Raw genomic sequence first — 20958 nt, 5'->3', positions numbered from 1 at the left:
CGACACAGGGAGGTGGGGCCGCGTGGCACCGAGACAGGCTTCTGCGCTGGGAGGGACATCGACTGTCCTCGGCCGCAAGTTGGGCGGCGAACTCCTGCGGTTGCGCGACGCGTCGGGCAGGACACAAGCAGCTGCCGCCGATGAACTCAGCGCGACGGCGACGAAGATCGTCAAGATCGAGCGGGGCTGGGTACCGGTCAGGGACCCGGATATCAAGGCGCTCTGCGAGTTCTACGGCGTGACGGACCCCGCGCTCGTGCGGGGTCTGCTGAACCTCGCCAAGACCGACCGGGAACGCCGCCGGGCCCGCGGATGGTGGGACCAGTACCCGGAGTTGCTCGCACAGGTGGAGTACGTCGCCCTCGAAGACGTGGCCGTACGGGTTCGCACCCTCCAAGTCACGGTGATCCCCGGGCTCTTCCAGACACCGGACTACGCGCGCGCCCTGCACGTGGGAGCGGGGCTCTGGGAAGACCCGGACGAGATCGAGCGCTACGTCGAGACCCGCGTCGCCCGCCAGGAACGGCTCACCGACGACCGGCCCATCCAGATCTGGGCCATCGTCGCCGAGGGCGTCCTGCACCAGGAGGTCGGCGGCCGCGACGCGATGCGGGCCCAGCTCGAACATCTGCTGACGCTGACGGAACGCCCCAATGTGCAGCTCCAGGTCCTGCCTTATGCGGCCGGCGCGCACGCGGGCATGTCAGGCGCGTTCAGCGTCATGTCCTTTGCCGAATCCGGCGCGATGGACGTGGTCAACCTTGATGTGCGCTCATCTATCGTGTGGCTGGAGAGCGAGCGCGACACCGCGCACCACGTGAACATTTTCGACCGCGCCGCGCGGCAGGCACTCGCGCAGACCGACTCCCGGTCGCTCATCCGACGCATCATCAAGGAGAGCTAGGACAGTGCCCCCCTTCACCTTCGTGAAGTCCTCCTACAGCGCGGCGGGCGGCGAATGCGTCGAGGTCGCCACCAACGCCCCCGACACCGTCGCCATACGCGACTCCAAACACCCCACCGGCCCCATACTCCACCTCACCCCCACCACCTGGACCACCTTCCGCGAAGCGGTAGGCGCACCGGCGGACGCACAAGGACTCTGAGTTGCCACTCGTGAGGAAGTCCTGCGAGTGCGACACGAGGTCGCTCCTGCTGAGTGGATGAGAGGGAAGGCTGGACGGGCGAACGCGATTGAACCCTTGATGGCGCATCGCCACTCCCAAGTTGCTCATATGGAAGGGTAGTTGGCGGCTATACGACTTGATTACCGCGACGGAGAACACCGTACGCAACCAGGAATCAGCCCCTGCCAACACGAACACCGCCGACCGCACGAATCGTACTGATCGCCACCTCTGGCGCCGCTACAAGGATCGGCCGCCCCTCGTCCCGGGATGATCTGCGGCTACGAAATCTCACCGGAGCCATCCAACTCCGTACGCCGAGGCTCAGACCCCGGACACTGTCTCGCGGTGGTACTCCCTGGGAGAAGGCGCGTAGGGGGTTCGTCGATGGCGCGTGCGCAGCGGGTGCAGTCTGCTGCGGCGTCAAGCTGAAGCCCCAGTGCCTGAGTCCGTTCTGGCACCGGGCGCTTCCCCCCTCTGCGAGAAGAGGGAGGCACCCACGCGGAACATAGCCGGGACACGACAGGCGGCCTGTTTCCGCAGCTACCTGGGCGGTTCGGCGGAGGGGTGCCGGGTGACGGAGTATCCGATCTCGAATTCGTCGGCCGACATTCGGGTGTCATTGACCTCCAGTACCTGTCCGTCGGGGCTGGTCGTCGTCCGCATGATCCGCAGCAGCGGGACGCCTTTGGGCAGGGCCAGCCGGACGGCCTCGGTCGGGGTCGGCATGCGGGCGCCGACCGATTCTTCCCAGACCAATGGCCCGCGGCCCATGGCTTCCAGGAGGTCGTAGATGCCGCCCGGGCCGGTGTCTTTCTCGGCGAGGCGGCTCCCGCGGGCGAGCGCGGCTGGCAGGAAGCTGGTCGCCAACTGGAGCGGCCGCCGCGTCTGAGGGTCGCCCATGATCCGGTCGCGCACCAGCACTTCCTCTTCCGGCCCGGCGCCGAGGACTGCGGCCACGTCGCGCGGGGCCGGCTCCCAGCCGATGGCAGGCGCCTCCAGCGCGATCCAGGGCTGGGCGGTTGGGTCAAAGTAGTAGCCGCGCTCGTCGCGGAAAACTTGCCGGGCCCGGGTGAGTCTGCGTTTGACCTGGCGGATGCGGACGATGGTTCCCCGGCGGCGGATCACCTCCACCAGGCCCTCGGCCTCCAGTTCGGCGACGGCCTCACGGGCGGTCTGCTTGGCGATGCCGGCGTCGGCCGCGATGTCGGTGATCTTCGGCAGTGCGGTTCCCTGGGGATACCGCCCCCGCTCAATGGCCGCCCGAAGGTCGGCGGCGACCTGCCGGTAGGCGGGGTCGTTCATCAGCGCCCTCCTCGACGTCCCTGGGCTGTTGCCGGACAACTTACTCCTAGCCCTATTGACACGCTCACCCGCCCCCGTGAAGATAGTCCTAGGACTAATGACCTGTCAGGGTCATGAGGCCGCTTGTCCCGGGGTCTCCGGGCAGGAAATGCACAGCGCGGTCCGATCGGGGCCGTGCGACGTTCAGGGGAGGGTTCGTGTCCACCAAGTCCACGCCCGGCGACGGGCAGCACGGCAAGGGCAGCAAGGGTCTGCCGTCCGGTGACGCACAGCTGGGCGCCCGGGAGTTCGCCAAGGGCCTGTTCCGCGGGCTGACGGGGCTTCGCCGCCGGTGATGCTCCAACCCGTGTTCGAGGACGGGGCCGGCACACGGTCAGCGGATCCGCTGGCTCTGTCCGGCCCCGTTCCCGTCGTCGATCTGTCCGCACTCGCCCTGCTGCTGGCTCCGCCGGCCATGCTGGGCGAGTTCGCGCCCGCCGCACCCTGGCGAGGCATCCACCGTGTCCCCTTCACTCCGCCGCCAGCCGAGCCAGGCTCCCTGCCCGACGCCTTCACCACCGCAGTCGCCCAGCAAACCGAGGGCGCCGAGACGATCGGCGTGCTGGTCTCCGGCGGTCTGGACTCCCTGGCCGTCCTCGTCCACGCTCTCCACGTCGCCGCCGGCCGCCGCGTGATCGCCCTGACCACCGACTTGGTCGACGACACGGGCGTCGGCGCCGCCGAGGTCGTGCGCCGACTCCTCGCCGCCCTCAGCCTGCCCGCCGAGCTGGTGGTACTCGACCCGGCCGTCGACCGGGCCGAGCCCGTCTGGTCGGCGGCCGGTCCCCGGCTGGACGCGCTGCCGGAGATCAACGCTGCCGCATCGGCGCGGGCGGCCGAACTCGGCGCCCAGGTGCTGTTATCGGGCGACGGCGCCGATGAGCTCCTCGGCGTCCCTCGTTTCGCCACCGCCGCCGTTGTCCGGCGGCGCGGGCCGACGGCCGCTCTGCGCTATGCGGCCGATGTCGCCTCCTCCGGGCCGGGGCTGCCCGGCGAAGTCGCCGCGCTGGCCGCGCGTCTGCTGCCCCGTCGTGCCCGGGCCCGGGCCTACTGGGCGGCGAACTGGCCTGCCTGGGCCGACCCGGTCGCGCCCGCGGTCCTGGCCGAGCCGTTCCGCCAGTACGCGACCGACTGGGCTCGCAGCTGGGTGGACGAGCAGGTTGCCGGGCACGCGGCCGCCGGCCGGACCTGGGCCGAGGCGGACGCGCACGACGCCCTTTTTCCCAGGGAGGCGATCGCGTCAGCCGGAATCCTGCCCGAGTCCTCGCCGTTCCTGGCCGAGCCCTTCCTCTCCGCGGCCCTCGCCATGCCGGTCGGCGATCGCTACCACCCGCGGCTGCCGAGCGCCTACCTGCGCTGCAAGGCCCAGGTCGTCCGGCTGCTGCCCCCATACGCGCTTGCGGCGCTGCCGCGGCGCAAGCAGTACTTCACCACCGCACTGGCCGGCCAGTCCGCCACCGGGCAGACGGCTCCGGTCTGCGTCGCGGCCGGGCTGATCGACGCGGACGCGCTCACCGCCGAGCGTGATCCGGCGGTGCTGCTGGTGGTCGCCGCGCTCGAACACTGGCTCATCGGGGCTCTGCGGCACGACGCCGACGTCCGCTGATTCAGGGGCGGCGGCTGAAGGAGAACAGCCGGTCGACCTCGGCCAGGCCGGCGCGGTCATACATCCGGTTGGCCGCCGCCCGGCTCCGCTCCGGATCGTCGGCCGGGGCATCGTCGTCGACGAACAGGATCACCTCGCGAGCACCCAGGCCCTGCAACAGGTCCAAGCCGGACCCGAGCAGGGCCGGACCCAGACCGCGGCCACGCGCCGCCGGGGCCACGCTGATCCACCACAGCACGCCGATCCCGGCCACCGGCCGGCCGATGGTCGCCTCGGCGAGCAGTTCACCGTCCTCGCGGACCTCCAGGCACTTGCCCGGCGGATCCTCGCAGTCGCGCACCTCATAGTGGGAGGCATGCGGCAGGCCGACGATCGGCAGCCCGGCATGCATATAGCGCCACAGGTTCCGGCCCGAGAAACCCGCCGCCTCAAGGGCCCGCCGGGTCGCGGGCCGGTGGCCGGCGGGCAGACCTTCCAGGCCCAGCGAGAGGGCTGAGGCGAACTCGAACGCCGACACCGTCCGCTTTCGGCCCATCGTGGCGAGCGCGTGGTCGATCAGGGCACCAACCACGGCCGGGGTCTCTCGGCCATGCATCCACAGGATGAACCCGGTGTCGTCCGATCGCCGCACCGCACAGGAGACAACTCCCAGCACCGTCCCGGCGACGTCGTGAACGACGTCGGTAACCGGAGCGTCGAGTCCGGCCCACCAGCCGGAGTCGACCGGCGAGCGCCCGGCCAATGCCTCGGCCAGCATCGACGATGTCGTCGCCGGCTGCCCTTCGATCCGGTCGGCATTGACCAGAGCGAGCACCGCGGCCCGGTCCCCGGCCTCGTACCGGCGGACCGGCAACTCGATCGCCGGGCCCGTCAAACTCCCCACAGACAGTGCCTCCTCACGCCATCGCCCCCCGTGGACAAGCCTGCCCGTCCCGAACGTTCCACACCAGCACCCCGACACCCCACGAGGCGGAGGTAGGACCGCTCCCGGCCACGGTCGAGAGCGATGCCGTACCGGCCGGAGAACACCTTCTCCGCCGCGGCCACCTGCTGAACGGTCCGCCCAGGCCCACGTCTCCCGAGTGCCCCGACACCGTCGCCGTATGCCGAAGGCGACTACGACGTAACGCCCGGCGCCGGAATGGAAACGCCCACGCCGCCGCGCGTGTCCGCTCCGTACCGGCGGATCTCGCGGTCGAGGTCCAGGGGCTCTATGCGGCTCCGGGCCGCGCGGGCCTCGTCGTCGAGGAGGTGTGCCGGGATGATCCAGGCGACCTCGAACTCCAGGCCGTCCGGGTCGTGCGCGTACAGGCTCTTCGTGGTGCCGTGGTCGCTCGCGCCGACCAGGGCGCCCGCCCCGGCGAGTCTGGCCCGGTACTCCTCCAGGTCGGAGAGGGTCTCGACCTCCCAGGCCAGGTGGTACAGCCCCACCGTGGTGCGCCCGGCGGGGCTGTCGCCGGCCTGGTCGCCCAAGGCGAACAGGCCCAGGTCGTGGTCGTTGGTGGAGCCGGGGGCCTGGAGGAAGACCGCCCGGCCCGCCATGGACATCACCTCGCGGAAGTCCAGCACGTCGCGGTAGAAGGCGGCGCTGCGCTCGACATCGCGCACGTACAGGACTGCGTGGTTCATGCGGTTGATGGCCATGGCGACACCTTTGATCCGACCGGAGATGATTGCTTGAACCTTAAAACTTTATCAGCTCTCCCCGGTCCGGCGCCTCACTTCCCCAGCCACTTCTCCCACGTCGGCCCGTGCGCCTTCACCCACTTCTCCGCCGCCTTCTCCGGCGACAGCTTCTGGTCCGCGATCAGCAGGGCGACCTCGTTCTGGTCCTCCGTCGTCCAGTGGAAGTTCTTCAGCAGCGTCGCCGCGCCGCCACCGCTCTTCGCGAAGTCCGCGTTCAGGTACTTCTGGAGCGGAGTGTGCGGATACGCGCAGGCGACCTTCTCCGGGTCGGCGTCGCAGCCCTCCTTGTAGGCGGGGAGTTTCACCTCGGTCATGGGGACCTTCTGGAACAGCCACTGCGGGGTGTACCAGTACGTGAGGAAGGGCTTGCGCTCCTTGGCGAACTGCTTGATCTGGGTGATCTGCGCCGCCTCCGAGCCCGAGAAGACGACCTGGTAGTCGAGGTCCAGGTTGGTCACGAGCGCCTTGTCGTTCGTGACGTACGACGGTGAGCCGTCCAGCAGTTGGCCCTTTCCGCCGCTCTCCGGTGTGCGCATCTGCCCGGCGTACTTGTTGAGGTTGCGCCAGTCGGTGACATCCGGGTGTTCCTTGGCGAAGTACGTCGGGACGTACCAGCCGATGTGGCCCGTCACCCCGAGGTCGCCGCCGGGCGCGATCGTCTTCTTGTCCTTGACGTAGCGCTGCTCCTGGTCCGGGTGGCCCCAGTCCTCCAGGATGGCGTCGACCCGGCCCTGGCTGAGCGCGTCCCACGCGGGGACCTCGTCGACCTGGACGGTGTCGACGCGGTAGCCCAGCTCGTGTTCCAGCAGATACGCCGCGACCGCGACGTTGGCCTGCGCGCCGACCCAGGACTGTACGGAGAGGGTGACGGTCTTCGCGCCGCCCGCGTTGGCGTACGGGGACGCCTGCTTGGTCATGTCGGCCGCGCCGCAGCCCGTGACGGCGAGCAGCGCGCCCGCCGAGACGAGGGCGGCGGCCAGTTTCGGGTACGTACGCATGTCAGGCTCCCTTCCGTCGTACGCGTTCGGCCGGCTGGGTCACCCGGTCGAGCATCAGCCCGAGGCAGACGATGGCCGCGCCCGCGACCAGCCCGGTCGCCAGGTCGCCCTGCGCCAGCCCGTACACCACGTCGTAGCCCAGCGCCCCGCCGCCGACCAGCCCGCCGATGATCACAACGGCCAGTACGAGGACGACGCCCTGGTTGAGCGCGAGCCGCAACGCCGGTCCGGCGAGGGGTAGTTGGACCTGGCGCAGCTGCTGGACACCGGTCGCCCCGAGGGAGCGCGCCGACTCCAGCGCGGCCGGGTCGACCTGCCGCAGCCCCTGAGTGGTGATCCGTACGACGGCAGGCAGCGCGTAGACGACGGCGGCGGCGACCGCCGGGGCGCGGCCCACGCCGAAGAGCGCGACGACCGGGATCAGATAGACGAACTGCGGGAGCGTCTGGAACACATCCAGCACCGGCCTGAGCAGCGCCTCCACCCGCGCGCTGCGCGCCGCCGCGATCCCCGCCGCGAAGCCGATGACGAGTGTGACGGCGACGGCGGCCAGGACCTGCGACAGCGTGTCCAGCGACGGCTTCCACACACCGAGGACACCGATCGCGGCCAGGGCGAGCACGGCGGTCAGCGCGGTCCGCCACGTACCGATGAGCAGCGCGAGCGCCGCGACCACCAGCAGCAGGACCCACCAGGGCAGCGCCTGGAGGCCGCCGCGCAGCGGGTCGAGGATCCAGGTGGTGAAGTGGCCGGCCCAGTCGGCGGTGCCGCCGACGACCGGGACGCCGGAGTAGAGGTGGTCGGTCATCCAGTCGACGACACGGTTCACCGGCTCGGCGATCGGCACCGTACCGCCCGCGGGCCATTCCAGGCGGCCCGCCAGCCGACCTGCGACGGCCACCAGGAAGACTCCCAGCGCGACCACGGCCCAGCCGCGTCGGCCGCCGCGGATGATGTCAACGCCACGACTCTCGGTGCGTGTACCCGCGCCCGCCGCCGCTGTCGTACGGTCCAGTACCACCGCCAGCAGTACGATCGGCAGCCCCGCCGCGAGCGCCGCGCCGACATCGACCGAGGCCAGCGCCTGGTAGACCCGGTCGCCCAGCCCTGCGGCGCCGATCACGGACGCGATCACGGCCATGGAGAGCGCCATCATGATCGTCTGGTTGAGGCCGAGGAGCAGCCGCGGCCGGGCGAGCGGCAGCCGGGCCGTCAGCAGCCGCTGCTTCGCCGTCGCGCCGAGCGAGGACACGGCCTCCATCACCCCGCCGTCGGCCTCGCGCAGCCCGAGCGCGGTGAGGCGCGCCATCGGCGGGGCCGCGTACACGACGGTCGCGAGGACGGCCGCCGGGACGCCGATGCCGAAGATCAGCACGACGGGCAGCAGATACGCGAACGCGGGCAGCACCTGCATCGTGTCGAGCAGCGGGCGCGTCATGCGGTAAAGCCGGTCGGAGAGCCCGGCGGCGAGGCCGAGCAGCGCGCCGAGCACCACGGACGCGGTGACGGCCACGACCATCAGCGCGAGCGTCTGCATGGTCGGCACCCACATGCCGAGCCCGCCGCACACGGCGAACGCGACGGCCGCGGTGACGGCGAGCCGCACGCCCGCGACCCGCCACGCGATCAGCCCCGCGCCCGCTGTCACGCCGGCCCAGCCGATGGCAAGCAGCAGCAGGTAGACGCCGCGTACGGAGAGCACGACGGCGTTGCTGATGTGCCCGAAGAAATAGAGGAAGAGGGGGTGGTGGTCGCGGTTGTCGATGATCCAGTCGCTGGTGCGGCCGAGCGGACCCGACAGATCGACGGTGAGCGCGTCGGGCCAGGCGGTCGATCCCGACCAGCGGGTGAGCGCGAGGGGGACGAGGACGGCGGCGAAGACGGCGAACGGCAGCAGCTTGCCGAGGACGACCGTACGGTTCGTCAGCAGGCCCGCCGGGAACGGGGTGGCGGCTGTGGCCGTGGCCGGGGATGCGGAGGTCATCGCACGACCCCCGCCGTTCCCAGCTCCGCCGTTCCCGCCCCCGCCGTTCCCAGCTCCGCCGTCCCCGCCACCACACCGAGCAGCCGCTCCCGGTCGACGACGCCCAGGAGGCTCCCCCGGCCGTCGACCACGCGGGCCGCCGCGTCACCGGAGCGCGCGACCGCCTCGATCGCCTCGGAGACGGTCGCGGTCGGCGCCAGCTCCGGGCCCGCGTCGCCGTCGCCCGGCCCGGCGGCGCGCATGGCGCTGCCCACCGTGATGACCTGCTCGCGCGGCACGTCACGGACGAAGTCCCGTACGTACGCGTCGGCGGGCCGGCCGACGATCTCCTCCGGGGTGCCGAGCTGCACGACGCGGCCGTCACGCATCAGCGCGATCCGGTCGCCGAGGCGCAGCGCCTCGGTCAGGTCGTGCGTGATGAAGACCATCGTGCGCCGCTCCTCGCGGTGCAGCCGGATGACCTCCTCCTGCATGTCGCGGCGGATCAGCGGGTCCAGCGCGCTGAACGGCTCGTCGAACAGCAGGACTTGAGGATCCACGGCGAGCGCACGCGCCAGCCCCACGCGCTGCTGCTGGCCGCCGGAGAGCTGGCCGGGCCTGCGGTCCTCCAGCCCTTCGAGGCCGACCTTGCCGACGACCTCGGCTGCCTTCGCCCGGCGTTCGGCGCGGCCCATGCCCTGGATCTCCAGGCCGTACGCGACGTTGTCGAGCACCGAGCGGTGCGGCAGCAGGCCGAAGTGCTGGAAGACCATGGCGGCGCGGTGGCGGCGCAGTTCGCGCAGGCGCGTCCTGTCCATCGACAGGACGTCCTCACCGTCCATGGCGATGGCGCCGGAGGTCGGCTCGATGAGCCGGGTGAGACATCGTACGAGCGTGGACTTGCCGGAGCCCGACAGGCCCATGACGACGAAGACCTCGCCCTTGCGGACGTCGAAGGAGACGTCCCGTACGGCGGCGGTGCAGCCGGTGCGGGCCCGCAGTTCGACGGGGTCGAGGGCGGTGAGGGCGGGGTCGTGGGGGACGGCGTCGGCCTTGGGGCCGAAGACCTTCCACAGGCCGCGGACGGCGAAGACCGGTGGTCGTTCGGCGACTTCGGGGGCTTCTGGGACTTCTGGGACTTCGGCGACTTCGGCGACTTCATCGGGGGCGGGACTCCCACCCGTATCCGCCACGCCTTTGCTTCCGCCGCTCACGCTGTTCTCGGTCATCGGTTCAGCCCCTCGTCGTCGCCGGTCTCGCCGGTCCCACCGGTCAGCAGCTCCGCGCACTTCTCGCCCACCATCAGGACCCCGATCATGGGGTTGACCGCGGGCATCGTCGGGAAGACGGAGGCGTCCGCGATACGGATCGAGTCCAGCCCCCGGATCCGCAGATCGGGCCCCACGACGGCCTGTTCGTCGGTCTCCGCGCCCATCCGGCAGGTGCCCGCCGGGTGGTAGACGGTGTGCGCGCACTTACGGGCGTACTCGCTCAGTTCCTCGTCGGAGGTGACCTCGGGCCCCGGGGCGACCTCCCGTTTCAGCCAGTGCGCCAGCGGCTCGGCCGCCGCGACCCGGCGCGCGATACGGATGCCGTCCACGAGGGTACGGCCGTCGTAGTCGTCCTCGTCGGTGAAGTAGCGGAAATCCAGGGCCGGTTTGACCTCGGGGTCCGCGCTCGTCAGGAAGAGCCGGCCACGGCTGCGCGGCTTGGGGATGTTCGGGGTCATGGACACGCCGTGCGCGGGGCGTTCGTACCCCAGCCGCTCCGGATTGTCCGTGAACGGGATCTGGTAGAAGTGGAACATCAGGTCGGGCCCGTCGGCTGCCGGGTCGCGCCGTACGAAGAGACCCGCGTCGGAGTCCATCGCCGAGTTCTCCGGTATCGGCCCGTCCGTCTCCCACACGATCACCGACTCGGGGTGGTCGAGCAGGTTCTCGCCGACGCCGGGCAGGTCGTGGACGACCGGGATGCCGAGCTTCTCCAGATCGGCGCGCGGGCCGATCCCCGAGTGCAGCAGCAGGCGCGGCGTGTCGATGGCGCCCGCGCAGACGATCACCTCGCGGCGCGCGCGGACCAGCGTCTCGGTGCCGTCTGCCGACCGTACGCGTACCCCGGTGGCGCGCGGGCGCGTGTCCGGCGTGCCGTCGAAATCCAGCCGGTACGCCCACGTCTCCAGCAGAAGGTGGAGGTTGGGGCGGTCGAGGAAGGGGTGGAGGTAGGCGACGGAGGCGGAGGAGCGCTTGTTGTTCTCCGGGTGGTAGGCGAGATCGAAGAAGCCGGCGCCCTCGTGGAAGGGCTCCCGGTTGAAGCCCTCGACGCGCGGGACGTCCAGCGCGCGCAGCGCCGCGTCGACGAAGTCGCGGGCGATGGCGTTGCGGTCGCGCTCGTCGACCGGGACGACGTTGTTCCGCAGCCGGTCGAAGTACGGGTCCATCGCGCCCGCGTCCCAGCCCTCGGCGCCGGCCGCCGACCATTCGTCCCAGTCGGACGGCAGTGGCTTGAACGCGATGAGGGTGTTGTGCGAGGAGCAGCCGCCGAGCACCCGGGCCCGGCTGTGCCGGATGTGCGAATTGCCGCGCGGCTGCTCGGTGGTCGGATAGTCGTAGTCCAGCTCACCGCCGAGCAGCCCCATCCAGCGCCGCAGCGTCAGCACGTCGTCGCGGCCGACGTCGGAGGGGCCGCCCTCGATGACGGCGACGTCGAGGTCCGGATTCTCGGTGAGCCGGGAGGCGATCACCGAGCCCGCTGTGCCGCCCCCGACGACGACGTAGTCGTACTCGTACTCGACCGTGGATCCCATGGGTCTCCTGCTCCTTCGCTGAAGGTGTGCGGTGGATACGTGGGTCTGCGGGGGCGGTGCGGGCGCCCGTACAGCCATGCCGGCGGGCGGCTCAGCCCGCGAACCAGCGCACCGGGCGCGGTTCGAGGTTCTGGTAGATGTGCTTCGCCTCGCGGTACTCGGCCAGCCCGGCCGGTCCCAGCTCCCGGCCGACGCCGGACTTGCCGAAGCCGCCCCACTCGGCCTGCGGGAGGTAGGGGTGGAAGTCGTTGATCCATACGGTGCCGTGCCGCAGCCGCCCGGCCACCCGCCGCGCGCGCCCCGGATCGGCGCTCCAGACGGCGCCGGCGAGGCCGTACTCGGTGTCGTTGGCGAGGGCGACGGCCTCGTCCTCCGTACGGAACGTCTCGACGGTCAGGACCGGGCCGAAGATCTCCTCCCGTACGACGCGCATCTCGCGGTGGCACTGGTCGAGGACCGTCGGCCGGTAGAAGTAGCCGGCCGCCGGGCGTGCGTCCGACGGGTCGGGGCGGACGCCGCCCGCGCGCAGCACGGCGCCCTCGGCGAGCGCGGACGCCACGTACTCCTCGGTCCTGGCGAGCTGCCGGTCCGATACGAGCGGTCCGCACTCCACGCCAGGTTCTGTGCCGCGGCCGAGGCGGATGCGCCCGGCGCGGCGGGCGAGTTCGGCGACGAAGCGCTCGCGCAGGGACTCCTCGACGATGAGGCGCGAGCCGGCGGAGCAGACCTGGCCGCTGTGGATGAACGCGGCGTTCAGGGCCTGGTCGACGGCGGTGTCGAAGCCCTCGTCGGTGGCGCAGGCGTCGGCGAAGACGACGTTGGGGTTCTTGCCGCCGAGTTCGAGCGCGACTTTCTTCACACCGGGCGCGGCGGCCTGCATCACCTTCGTACCGCTGCTCAGGCCGCCGGTGAACGAGACGAGGTCGACGTCCGGGTGCGCGGACATCCGGGCGCCGACCGGGTCGCCCGCGCCGGTCACGAGGTTGGCGACGCCGGGCGGCAGACCGGCCTCGGCGAGCAGGTCCATGAGGTCGACGGTGGAGAGCGGGGTGAGCTCGCTCGGCTTGATCACAAAGGTGTTGCCCGCCGCGAGCGCCGGGGCGATCTTCCAACTGGCCTGGAGCAGCGGGTAGTTCCAGGGCGTGATGAGCGCGCAGACCCCGACGGGTTCATGCACGACCACGCTGTGGACGGTGGCGGAGCCGGCGTCGACGACCCGGCCGCCGCTCTCGTTCATCACGAGGTCCGCGAAGTACCGGAAGGCGTCGGCGACGCAGTCGACGTCGACCCGGCCCTCCTCCAGGGTCTTGCCCGCGTCCCGGCTCTCCAGCAGGGCGATCTTCTCGCGGTTGCGTACGAGCAGCTCGGCGGTACGGCGCAGCAGCGCCGCCCGTTCGGCCACGGGGGTACGGGGCCACGGGCCCTCGTCGAACGCCCTGCGCGCGGCGGCGACGGCCGCGTCGGCGTCCTCGGCCCCGCCCTCGGACACGACGGCGAGCACCGTCGCGTCGGCGGGGTCGAGGATGTCGCGTGTGGCGCCGGACGCGGCTTCACGCCACTTTCCGTCCACATGAATCGTCTGTTGTGCCGACACGTCGCGTATTGCCTTCCCTTACCGGAATCCTTTGCCGGAATCCCGACCGGAACGTTCTCCACCAGCGAGGACTGGGGATTCCGGTGCCTGCCCCGGTGAGCGGAAACCATGCGCATGGCGTGACGGAAAGTGCGCCGGGTCACGCGTGTCGGGGGAACTCGTACGCACGGAGAACGCCCCCGGCGCGGATGCCGGGGGCGTTCTCAGGAAAGGGGAGCGTGCGAAGTGCTCAGATCAGGCCCAGCTCGCGCACCGCGTCGCGCTCCTCGGCCAGCTCCTTGACGGAGGCGTCGATCCGCGCGCGCGAGAAGTCGTTGATCTCCAGGCCCTGGACGATCTCGTACGAGCCGTCCTTGGTGGTGACGGGGAACGAGGAGATCAGGCCCTCCGGCACACCGTACGAACCGTCCGACGGGATACCCATCGAGGTCCAGTCGCCCGCGGCGGTGCCGTTGACCCACGTGTGGACGTGGTCGATGGCCGCGTTGGCGGCGGAGGCGGCGGAGGAGGCGCCACGGGCCTCGATGATCGCCGCGCCGCGCTTGGCGACGGTCGGGATGAAGGTGTCGGCCAGCCACACCTCGTCGTTGACGGTCTCGGCGGCGTTCTTGCCGGCGATCTCCGCGTGGAAGATGTCCGGGTACTGGGTGGCGGAGTGGTTGCCCCAGATCGTCAGCCGCTTGATGTCGGAGACGGCGGCGCCGGTCTTCGCGGCGAGCTGCGAGATGGCGCGGTTGTGGTCGAGGCGCGTCATGGCGGTGAAGCGCTCGGCCGGTACGTCGGGCGCGGCGGAGCGGGCGATCAGCGCGTTGGTGTTGGCCGGGTTGCCCACGACGAGGACCTTGATGTCGTCGGCGGCGTGGTCGTTGATGGCCTTGCCCTGCGGCTTGAAGATGCCGCCGTTGGCGGCGAGCAGGTCACCGCGCTCCATGCCCTTCGTACGGGGGCGGGCGCCGACCAGCAGGGCGACGTTCGCGCCGTCGAAGGCGACGTTCGGGTCGTCGGTGATCTCGATGCCGCTGAGCAGCGGGAACGCGCAGTCGTCCAGCTCCATCGCGGTGCCCTCTGCGGCCTTGAGACCCTGCGGGATCTCCAGAAGGCGCAGCTTGACCGGCACGTCCGAGCCGAGCAGGTGGCCGGAGGCGATGCGGAAGAGCAGCGCGTAGCCGATCTGGCCGGCCGCGCCGGTGACGGTGACATTCACGGGAGTGCGGGTCATGGCGATCTCCGTAAGACAGCTGGCGGTGGCGGGGGTCCCTGCCCCTGGGTGCGGGACATCTCCCCGACTCCGACAACCGGCCCATCGCTGGACTGAATCTTGACGTGAAGAGATATCCAGCGGTCAGGCTATCGGACCCGGGCGAGCCCTCACCCACGCCCCCGTTGTGGCACGGCTCACGCAGGGCTCGCGCGCGGCTTCCGGGGGCGCGCACGCGGGGTACGCCGGGGTGGTGAGCCCCCGGCCGGTCACTCCGCCGTCGTGCACCCCTTCGTACCGTTCACGAGCGTCGCGCAGGCCTTCGCGCTGTCGGCGTCGGGAACGGCGGCCATGGGCGTGTACGCGTCCGCGGTCGTCTCCACCGTGCCGGTCTGCTCCTCGCCGGTGGCCCGGAGCGAGCTGATCCGCACCTCGTCGCCGATCGCCGCCTGCGTGATCCTCGCCCAGGCGGCGCCGCAGGTCTTGCTGTAGCGGACCTCGACCAGGGTCGTACCGACCGTGGCGCTGGAGACGGTCTCGGCGTACTGGCCGCCGCAGCCCATCTCCTCCGGGTCCTTGCCCGTGCAGTCGTCGCCGGAGCACTCCACCCCTTCGGGCAGGACGGGCTTGCTGGCGGACGGGGTGGGGGTCGGGGACTGGGCGACGGTCTTGTCGGTGTCGCCGTCACCGCCGAGGTTCAGCATCAGCAGCGCGCCGCCCGCGACCACCAGCGCGCCGACGATCGCCGCGCCGAAGACCAGCGCACGGCGCCGCGGACGCCCGGGTCCGGGGCCGGCAGGGCCGCCGGGCCCGCCCTGTCCACCGGGACCGCCCGGGCCGCCTTGGCGCGCCGGGCCCTGGACCGCACCGGGGGCTCCGGCGGGGCCGTAACCGCCGTACCCGCCGTACGCCTGGCCGGGAGCGGCCTGTCCGGTCCCCCCGGGGCCCCGCTGCTGCGGTACGGCGCCAGGGCCCTGGCCCAAGCCGGGTCCCTGGACCGGGCCCACGCCCGGCCTGCCGCCGCGCGCGCCGGCGCCGAAGTCGATGGTCGCGCCCGCCGCCCCCGGCGCGCGCCCCCCGCGTCCGCCGGAGCCGGGCTTGGGCTTGGGTCCACCGGAACCGTCCGGGCCACGGGTGCTGCCGGCCGCTCCCGGGCTGAACTCGCCGAGCGCCTGCCGCGCCTGGGAGATCCGTATCGCTTCCATCGTCATGTCGTGCCGCATCTCGGAGCGGCTCCAGGCCCGTTCCGCCAGCTCCCACATGGTGATCAGATGCGCCTGATGCGTGCCGGTGACCTCGGCCAGGGCGACGATCGCGCCCTTGGGCGCGAGCAGCCGGCCGTTGAGATACCGCTCCCACGACGTCTTGCTGTAACCGGTCCTGTCGCCCACCGCGGCGATGCTCAGACCACTGCGGTCGACCAGCCCGCGCAACTGAAGCGTGAATTCGCTGACTTCCGGGTCCAGTTCCTCCGGAAGCGCCTTCCAACGAGGCATTCTGCCTCCCCCTTGTCCCCCCGCACGTGCCTGATGTGCCCCGCGCCGTACATCCCCCTGCCGCCTCCGCGCTCACCGCCCCCGGTTCTCGTCGGCGGAGCCCCACGGCGCTCCGGTCCCCGAGCCGGCCGCGCCGGGACCGACTCGCGTCGGCCCGTACGGATCCACCTCACGGACTACCCACAGGGATGTTCCGAGCCAGGATGCCAGTTCCCTCACCAGCAGCGCATGGAAGCAACCGGAGCCGTCTTCGCGCGCCGTCGCGCGCCCCCGGCTTCGATCACCGCCTCAGTCTCCCATCCGTTCCGTGCCACGGGCCACCTCCTGACCTGGAACGCCCCCTCGCGGTCCGTGACGCTGATCTCACCGCCGTACGGGAACGGCGCCCGTCCTCGTCCCGGGGGAACCCGGAGGAGAGAACGGACGCCGTACGGACGCCGTTACGGACGCCGTGAGGAGCGACCCGGCTACGGCACGGTCGAGTGGACGATGTCCTCCAGGAACGGGATCTCCAGCCACGGCTTCGGCTGCGTCATCAGGGACAGCAGCACGATCGCGACCCCGAGCAGGCCGTACGTCAGCATGTCGGTGAAGCGCGACCGGACGGCGAGCATCCCGACGGACGGCAGGACGCGGCGCAGGACCGCGGCGGCGATCAGGGCGACGCCGATGAGGATCGTGCCGATCCGGACGGCCTCGGCGAAGGGGTGCAGACCGACGATCAGCAGCCCGAGCCCGATCGTGCCGAGCACGGCGAGCAGCGGCCACTGCCGGACCGGCGCGGCGGCATCGCGGGGGGCCGCCCGGCCGCCGCCCTCGGGGCGCGCCGTGTCCTGGGTGAGCGAGAAGCGGCTGCCGGGGTCGTCGGCCGGGTCCGGGCGCGTGTCGGCGCGCGCGGGCACAGGCACGGGCGTCGCACCCGCGGCCTCGGTGCTTTCAGCGTCAGCGCCAGCGCCAGCGCCGGCTCCGGCTTCGCCTTCGCCTTCGGCAGCCTCGGGACCGCCATCCCCGTCGTTCTTCACAAGGGCCTCGTCCGGTTCACCCGGGCCCGGCTCTACGGGCCTACTCGCACCCATGGTGTGGTGCCCCTTTCCGCTTCGGCCCGCGCTCAGCCCGCGTCCGCGGCAACGGTGCGTTCGGCCGCCTCGACGACATTGGCCAGCAGCTGGGCGCGGGTCATGGGGCCGACCCCGCCCGGGTTCGGCGAGATCCAGGAGGCCACGTCCGCGACCCCCGGGTGGACATCGCCGACGATCTTGCCGTCCGCGTCACGGCTGACGCCGACGTCGAGGACGACGGCGCCCTCCTTGACGTCCTCGGGGTTGATGAGGTGCGGCACGCCCGCCGACGCCACGATGATGTCCGCCTGCTTGAGCAGCGCGGGCAGATCGCGGGTGCCGGTGTGGCACTGCGTCACCGTCGCGTTCTCCGTCCGCCGGGTCAGCAGCAGCGGCATCGACCGGCCGACGGTGATCCCGCGGCCCACGACCACCACATGCGCGCCCGCGATCTCGACGCCGTGGTGGCGCAGCAGCTGGATGATGCCGTACGGGGTGCAGGGCAGCGGGCCCTCCTCGTTGAGCACCAGCCGGCCGAGGCTCATCGGGTGCAGCCCGTCGGCGTCCTTGGCCGGATCCATCAGCTCCAGCACGCGGTTGGTGTCGATGCCCTTGGGCAGCGGGAGCTGGACGATGTAGCCGGTGCACTCGGGGTTGGCGTTCAGCTCCGCCACCACCGCCTCGATCTCCTCCTGGGAGGCAGTGTCGGGCAGTTCCCGCTCGATCGAGGCGATGCCGACCTGGGCGCAGTCGCGGTGCTTGCCGTTCACGTACCAGCGGCTGCCCGGGTCGTCGCCGACGAGCAGGGTCCCCAGGCCCGGCGTTATCCCCCGCTCCTTGAGGGCCGCCACGCGGACGGTGAGATCGGACTTGATCGCGGCTGCGGTGGCCTTGCCATCGAGAATCTGGGCGCTCATACCCCCATCCTCGCGGATTACCCCTCCGCTGTTCCAATCAGGCCCGGATCCGGGCCCGTACCGGGGCAGGAGGTTGCACTTGCACAACAGCTGCCGAAAGCCACTGGACAAGAATGTGCCGTTAATACCACCATTACCGCGCAGCGCGCGGCCGGCATGATTTCGGGGGGCAGACCGCTCAGTAGTACCTGAGAAGTTCCTCCATGCGGGCCTCGTCGTCCCCAGCACCACCAACGGAGGAATTTCCCCATGAGTTTCGGCGACCCCAACAACCCGTACGGCCAGCAGGGCCAGCCGGGACAGCCGCAGCCGGGACAGCCGCCCCAGCCCGGTTACGGCTACCCGCAGCAGGCCCCCCAGGGCGTACCGCCGCAGGGTTACGGCTATCCCCAGCAGCCGGGCCAGCCCGGTCAGCCGTACGGCGCCTACCCGCAGGGCCAGCCCGGCTACGGCGGCGGCATGCCGGAACTCGCCCACTGGGGCCTGCGGGTCGGCGGCAAGATCATCGACGGTCTGCTGTACGTGGTGCCGTACTTCATACTCCTCGCCGGCGGCAACTCCGACGGCGGCATCGGTCCGGTCCTCGCCCTTGTCGGCGGGCTCGGCATGCTCGGCATCTTCATCTGGCAGGTGATCCAGGAGGGCTCGACCGGTCAGACGGTCGGCAAGAAGGTCGTGGGGATCCGGCTGCTGCGCGAGAGCGACGGCCAGCCGATCGGCGCCGGTATGTCGTTCGTCCGCGGGCTCGCCCACTTCCTGGACAACATCGCCTGCTACCTCGGCTGGCTGTGGCCGCTGTGGGACCAGAAGAAGCAGACGTTCGCGGACAAGGTCTGCTCGACGGTCGTCGTCAAGTCCAAGTGAGCAACGCCTGATCAACGGCTCGAAGGCCGCGTTCCCCGGAGGGAACGCGGCCTTCGCCGTGGGTGGGCCCGCTCAGTGGCAGGACTGGACTCAGTGGAAGAAGTGGCGCGTTCCCGTGAAGTACATCGTCGCGCCCGCCTTCTTCGCCGCCTCGACGACCAGCTCGTCACGGACGGATCCGCCCGGCTGCACAACCGCCTTGACGCCGGCCGCCAGCAGGATCTCCAGGCCGTCGGGGAACGGGAAGAACGCGTCGGACGCCGCGTACGAGCCGCTCGCCCGCTCCTCCCCCGCCCGCTCGACCGCGAGCTTCGCGGAGTCGACGCGGTTGACCTGGCCCATGCCGACGCCCACCGAGGCACCGCCCTTGGCCAGCAGGATCGCGTTGGACTTGACCGCGCGCGACGCCTTCCACGCGAAGGCCAGTTCGCGCAGCTCGTCCTCGCTCAGCGCCTCGCCGGTCGCGAGGGTCCAGTTGGCCGGGTCGTCGCCGTCGGCCTGGAGCCGGTCGGTGACCTGGAGCAGCGCGCCGCCGTCGATCAGCTTGACCTCGGCCCGCGCCGAAGGGGCGTCGGGGCAGCGCAGCACGCGGATGTTCTTCTTACGGGCGAGCACCTCGACGGCGCCGTCCTCGTAGCCGGGCGCGACGATGACCTCGGTGAAGATCTCGGCGACCTGCTCGGCCATCGCGACGGAGACCGGCCGGTTGACGGCGATCACACCGCCGAACGCGGACAGCGGGTCGCACGCGTGCGCCTTGCGGTGCGCCTCGGCGACATCGTCACCGATGGCGATCCCGCACGGGTTGGCGTGCTTGATGATCGCGACGCACGGCTCGGCGTGGTCGTACGCGGCACGGTGGGCGGCGTCCGTGTCCGTGTAGTTGTTGTACGACATCTCCTTGCCGTGCAGCTGCTCGGCCTCCGCGAGACCGCCCTCGGCGCTGGTGTAGAGCGCGGCGGGCTGGTGCGGGTTCTCGCCGTAACGGAGCACGTTCTTACGGGAGTACGTGGCGCCGAGGAAGTCCGGGAAGCCCGAGTCGTCCGGTGCGGCGTAGTCGTCGGCGAACCAGAGGGCAACAGCCACGTCGTACGCGGCGGTGTGCTGGAACGCCTCCGCCGCGAGGCGCTTGCGGGTCGTGAGGTCGAACCCGCCGTTCTGGACGGCGCCGAGGACGTCCGCGTACCGCTCGGGGCTGGTGACGACCGCGACGGAGGGGTGGTTCTTGGCGGCGGCGCGGACCATGGAGGGGCCGCCGATGTCGATCTGCTCGACGCACTCGTCGGCGGAGGCGCCGGAGGCGACCGTCTCGCGGAACGGGTAGAGGTTCACGACGACGAGGTCGAACGGCTCGATCTCCAGCTCGGCGAGCTGCTCGCGGTGCGAGTCCAGCCGGAGGTCCGCGAGGATGCCCGCGTGGACGCGCGGGTGCAGCGTCTTGACCCGGCCGTCCAGGCACTCGGGGAAGCCGGTCAGCTCCTCGACCTTGGTGACCGGCACGCCCGCGGCGGCGATCTTCGCGGCGGTGGAGCCGGTCGAGACCAGGGTGACGCCCGCCTCGTGCAGTCCACGGGCCAGCTCTTCGAGGCCGGTCTTGTCGTAGACGCTGACCAGAGCCCTGCGGATAGGGCGCTTCGTACCTTCGGCGGTCACTGGATCGTTACCTTTCGTCCCTCAATGCGATAGCCGTGCCGGGCCAGACGCCCCACGACCTCGACGAGCAGCCGTCGCTCGACTTCCTTGATGCGCTCGTGAAGAGCGTCCTCATCGTCCTCGTCCCGTACCTCGACCACGCCCTGCGCGATGATCGGGCCGGTGTCGACGCCGTCGTCGACGAAGTGGACGGTGCAGCCGGTGACCTTCGCTCCGTAGGCGAGCGCGTCGCGCACACCGTGGGCACCGGGAAAGCTGGGGAGCAGGGCGGGGTGCGTGTTGACGGTCCGGCCGGCGAATCGGGCGAGGAACTCCTTGCCCACGATCTTCATGAAACCGGCCGAGATCACGAGATCCGGTTCGTACTCGGCGGTCGCCGCGGCGAGCGCGGCGTCCCACTCGTCCCGCGTTCCGTAGTCCTTCACGCGCCGGACGAAGGTCGGCAGCCCGGCGCGCTCGGCGCGCTCCAGACCGGCGATCGCGTCCCGGTCGGCACCGACGGCGACGACCGCCGCCCCGTAACCGGCGGGGTCGTCGCCGATGGCGTCCAGCAGGGCTTGGAGGTTCGTACCGGAGCCGGAGACGAGAACCACGAGCCGGGCGGGGGCCGTCCGGCCGGAGGGAGGGGAGGCCACAGCGGGCGCCTTTCTT

The 20958-nt window shown here is 71.3% G+C and carries 19 protein-coding genes; 5 read left to right on the top strand and 14 right to left on the bottom strand.

Annotation, left to right across the window (positions count from 1 at the left end):
- The first annotated feature begins 22 nt into the window (after positions 1–22).
- Positions 23–904 (top strand): helix-turn-helix transcriptional regulator, encoded by an 882-nt coding sequence (locus AB0389_RS17065; protein WP_366396189.1) that lies wholly within the window; start codon positions 23–25, stop codon positions 902–904.
- 4 nt (positions 905–908) lie between these two features.
- The gene (locus AB0389_RS17060; protein ID WP_366396188.1) at positions 909–1106 is read left to right on the top strand and encodes a DUF397 domain-containing protein; all 198 of its coding nucleotides are present in this window, start codon (positions 909–911) and stop codon (positions 1104–1106) included.
- A 564-nt stretch (positions 1107–1670) separates the two neighbouring features.
- Here AB0389_RS17060 and AB0389_RS17055 read toward each other — a convergent pair.
- Positions 1671–2432 (bottom strand): GntR family transcriptional regulator, encoded by a 762-nt coding sequence (locus tag AB0389_RS17055; RefSeq protein ID WP_366396187.1) that lies wholly within the window; start codon positions 2430–2432, stop codon positions 1671–1673.
- Positions 2433–2629: 197 nt separating this feature from the next.
- On the opposite strand from AB0389_RS17055, the gene AB0389_RS17050 reads away from it, so the two are divergent.
- A complete protein-coding gene (locus AB0389_RS17050; RefSeq protein WP_366396186.1) occupies positions 2630–2767 on the top strand; it encodes a hypothetical protein in 138 nt (45 codons plus the stop codon).
- Positions 2768–2778: 11 nt separating this feature from the next.
- A complete protein-coding gene (locus AB0389_RS17045; RefSeq protein WP_366396185.1) occupies positions 2779–4077 on the top strand; it encodes an asparagine synthase-related protein in 1299 nt (432 codons plus the stop codon).
- A 1-nt stretch (position 4078) separates the two neighbouring features.
- Here AB0389_RS17045 and AB0389_RS17040 read toward each other — a convergent pair whose 3' ends face one another.
- The 11 genes from AB0389_RS17040 to AB0389_RS16990 form a co-directional block, all read right to left on the bottom strand.
- The gene (locus AB0389_RS17040) at positions 4079–4891 is read right to left on the bottom strand and encodes a GNAT family N-acetyltransferase (RefSeq protein ID WP_366396184.1); all 813 of its coding nucleotides are present in this window, start codon (positions 4889–4891) and stop codon (positions 4079–4081) included.
- A gap of 302 nt (positions 4892–5193) precedes the next feature.
- Entirely contained in the window at positions 5194–5721 is a 528-nt protein-coding gene (locus AB0389_RS17035; RefSeq protein WP_366396183.1) for a VOC family protein, read from the bottom strand.
- A 74-nt stretch (positions 5722–5795) separates the two neighbouring features.
- Positions 5796–6761, bottom strand: coding sequence for a glycine betaine ABC transporter substrate-binding protein (locus AB0389_RS17030; RefSeq protein ID WP_366396182.1), 966 nt, complete (start codon positions 6759–6761; stop codon positions 5796–5798).
- A 1-nt stretch (position 6762) separates the two neighbouring features.
- On the bottom strand, positions 6763–8745 hold the full coding sequence (locus AB0389_RS17025) for an ABC transporter permease subunit (RefSeq protein ID WP_366396181.1): 1983 nt from the start codon (positions 8743–8745) through the stop codon (positions 6763–6765).
- Positions 8742–9953: a betaine/proline/choline family ABC transporter ATP-binding protein gene (locus AB0389_RS17020; protein WP_366396180.1), complete on the bottom strand. Its 1212-nt coding sequence runs from the start codon at positions 9951–9953 to the stop codon at positions 8742–8744. The genes AB0389_RS17025 and AB0389_RS17020 overlap by 4 nt, the downstream gene beginning before the upstream one ends.
- Positions 9950–11527, bottom strand: a complete 1578-nt coding sequence (locus AB0389_RS17015; RefSeq protein ID WP_366396179.1) for a GMC oxidoreductase — start codon at positions 11525–11527, stop codon at positions 9950–9952. Before AB0389_RS17015 ends, AB0389_RS17020 begins: the two co-directional genes overlap by 4 nt.
- 91 nt (positions 11528–11618) lie before the next feature.
- Positions 11619–13121 carry an aldehyde dehydrogenase family protein gene (locus tag AB0389_RS17010; RefSeq protein ID WP_366396178.1) on the bottom strand — a complete coding sequence of 501 codons (1503 nt, stop codon included), beginning with the start codon at positions 13119–13121 and terminating at the stop codon, positions 11619–11621.
- Positions 13122–13350: 229 nt separating this feature from the next.
- Positions 13351–14340, bottom strand: coding sequence for a malate dehydrogenase (locus tag AB0389_RS17005; RefSeq protein ID WP_366396177.1), 990 nt, complete (start codon positions 14338–14340; stop codon positions 13351–13353).
- A gap of 248 nt (positions 14341–14588) precedes the next feature.
- Positions 14589–15815: an XRE family transcriptional regulator gene (locus AB0389_RS17000; protein WP_366396176.1), complete on the bottom strand. Its 1227-nt coding sequence runs from the start codon at positions 15813–15815 to the stop codon at positions 14589–14591.
- A 467-nt stretch (positions 15816–16282) separates the two neighbouring features.
- Positions 16283–16891: a DUF3017 domain-containing protein gene (locus AB0389_RS16995; protein ID WP_366396175.1), complete on the bottom strand. Its 609-nt coding sequence runs from the start codon at positions 16889–16891 to the stop codon at positions 16283–16285.
- A 32-nt stretch (positions 16892–16923) separates the two neighbouring features.
- A complete protein-coding gene (locus tag AB0389_RS16990) occupies positions 16924–17790 on the bottom strand; it encodes a bifunctional methylenetetrahydrofolate dehydrogenase/methenyltetrahydrofolate cyclohydrolase (protein WP_366396174.1) in 867 nt (288 codons plus the stop codon).
- Positions 17791–18039: 249 nt separating this feature from the next.
- On the opposite strand from AB0389_RS16990, the gene AB0389_RS16985 reads away from it, so the two are divergent.
- Positions 18040–18654, top strand: a complete 615-nt coding sequence (locus AB0389_RS16985) for an RDD family protein (RefSeq protein WP_366396173.1) — start codon at positions 18040–18042, stop codon at positions 18652–18654.
- A gap of 90 nt (positions 18655–18744) precedes the next feature.
- Here the strand turns inward: AB0389_RS16985 and purH are convergent, their stop codons facing one another.
- Together purH and purN are read right to left on the bottom strand one after the other, a co-directional pair.
- Positions 18745–20307 (bottom strand): bifunctional phosphoribosylaminoimidazolecarboxamide formyltransferase/IMP cyclohydrolase, encoded by a 1563-nt coding sequence (gene purH / locus AB0389_RS16980; RefSeq protein ID WP_366396172.1) that lies wholly within the window; start codon positions 20305–20307, stop codon positions 18745–18747.
- On the bottom strand, positions 20304–20942 hold the full coding sequence (purN, locus tag AB0389_RS16975) for a phosphoribosylglycinamide formyltransferase (protein ID WP_366396171.1): 639 nt from the start codon (positions 20940–20942) through the stop codon (positions 20304–20306). Before purN ends, purH begins: the two co-directional genes overlap by 4 nt.
- Positions 20943–20958 lie beyond the last annotated feature (16 nt).

The sequence above is a fragment of the Streptomyces sp. NPDC093109 genome (genome assembly GCF_040701725.1).
GTDB lineage: Bacteria > Actinomycetota > Actinomycetes > Streptomycetales > Streptomycetaceae > Streptomyces.
This window is presented reverse-complemented; position numbering and strand designations above follow the sequence as displayed.

Excerpts from the sequence above, each read along its gene's own strand:
- AB0389_RS17020 (WP_366396180.1), bottom strand. The coding sequence starts at position 9,953 with ATGACCGAGAACAGCGTGAGCGGCGGAAGCAAAGGCGTGGCGGATACG.
- AB0389_RS16985 (WP_366396173.1), top strand. The coding sequence starts at position 18,040 with ATGAGTTTCGGCGACCCCAACAACCCGTACGGCCAGCAGGGCCAGCCG.
- AB0389_RS17005 (WP_366396177.1), bottom strand. The coding sequence starts at position 14,340 with ATGACCCGCACTCCCGTGAATGTCACCGTCACCGGCGCGGCCGGCCAG.
- AB0389_RS17030 (WP_366396182.1), bottom strand. The coding sequence starts at position 6,761 with ATGCGTACGTACCCGAAACTGGCCGCCGCCCTCGTCTCGGCGGGCGCG.
- AB0389_RS17015 (WP_366396179.1), bottom strand. The coding sequence starts at position 11,527 with ATGGGATCCACGGTCGAGTACGAGTACGACTACGTCGTCGTCGGGGGC.
- AB0389_RS17035 (WP_366396183.1), bottom strand. The coding sequence starts at position 5,721 with ATGGCCATCAACCGCATGAACCACGCAGTCCTGTACGTGCGCGATGTC.
- AB0389_RS16990 (WP_366396174.1), bottom strand. The coding sequence starts at position 17,790 with ATGAGCGCCCAGATTCTCGATGGCAAGGCCACCGCAGCCGCGATCAAG.
- AB0389_RS17055 (WP_366396187.1), bottom strand. The coding sequence starts at position 2,432 with ATGAACGACCCCGCCTACCGGCAGGTCGCCGCCGACCTTCGGGCGGCC.
- AB0389_RS17000 (WP_366396176.1), bottom strand. The coding sequence starts at position 15,815 with ATGCCTCGTTGGAAGGCGCTTCCGGAGGAACTGGACCCGGAAGTCAGC.
- AB0389_RS17025 (WP_366396181.1), bottom strand. The coding sequence starts at position 8,745 with ATGACCTCCGCATCCCCGGCCACGGCCACAGCCGCCACCCCGTTCCCG.
- AB0389_RS16995 (WP_366396175.1), bottom strand. The coding sequence starts at position 16,891 with ATGGGTGCGAGTAGGCCCGTAGAGCCGGGCCCGGGTGAACCGGACGAG.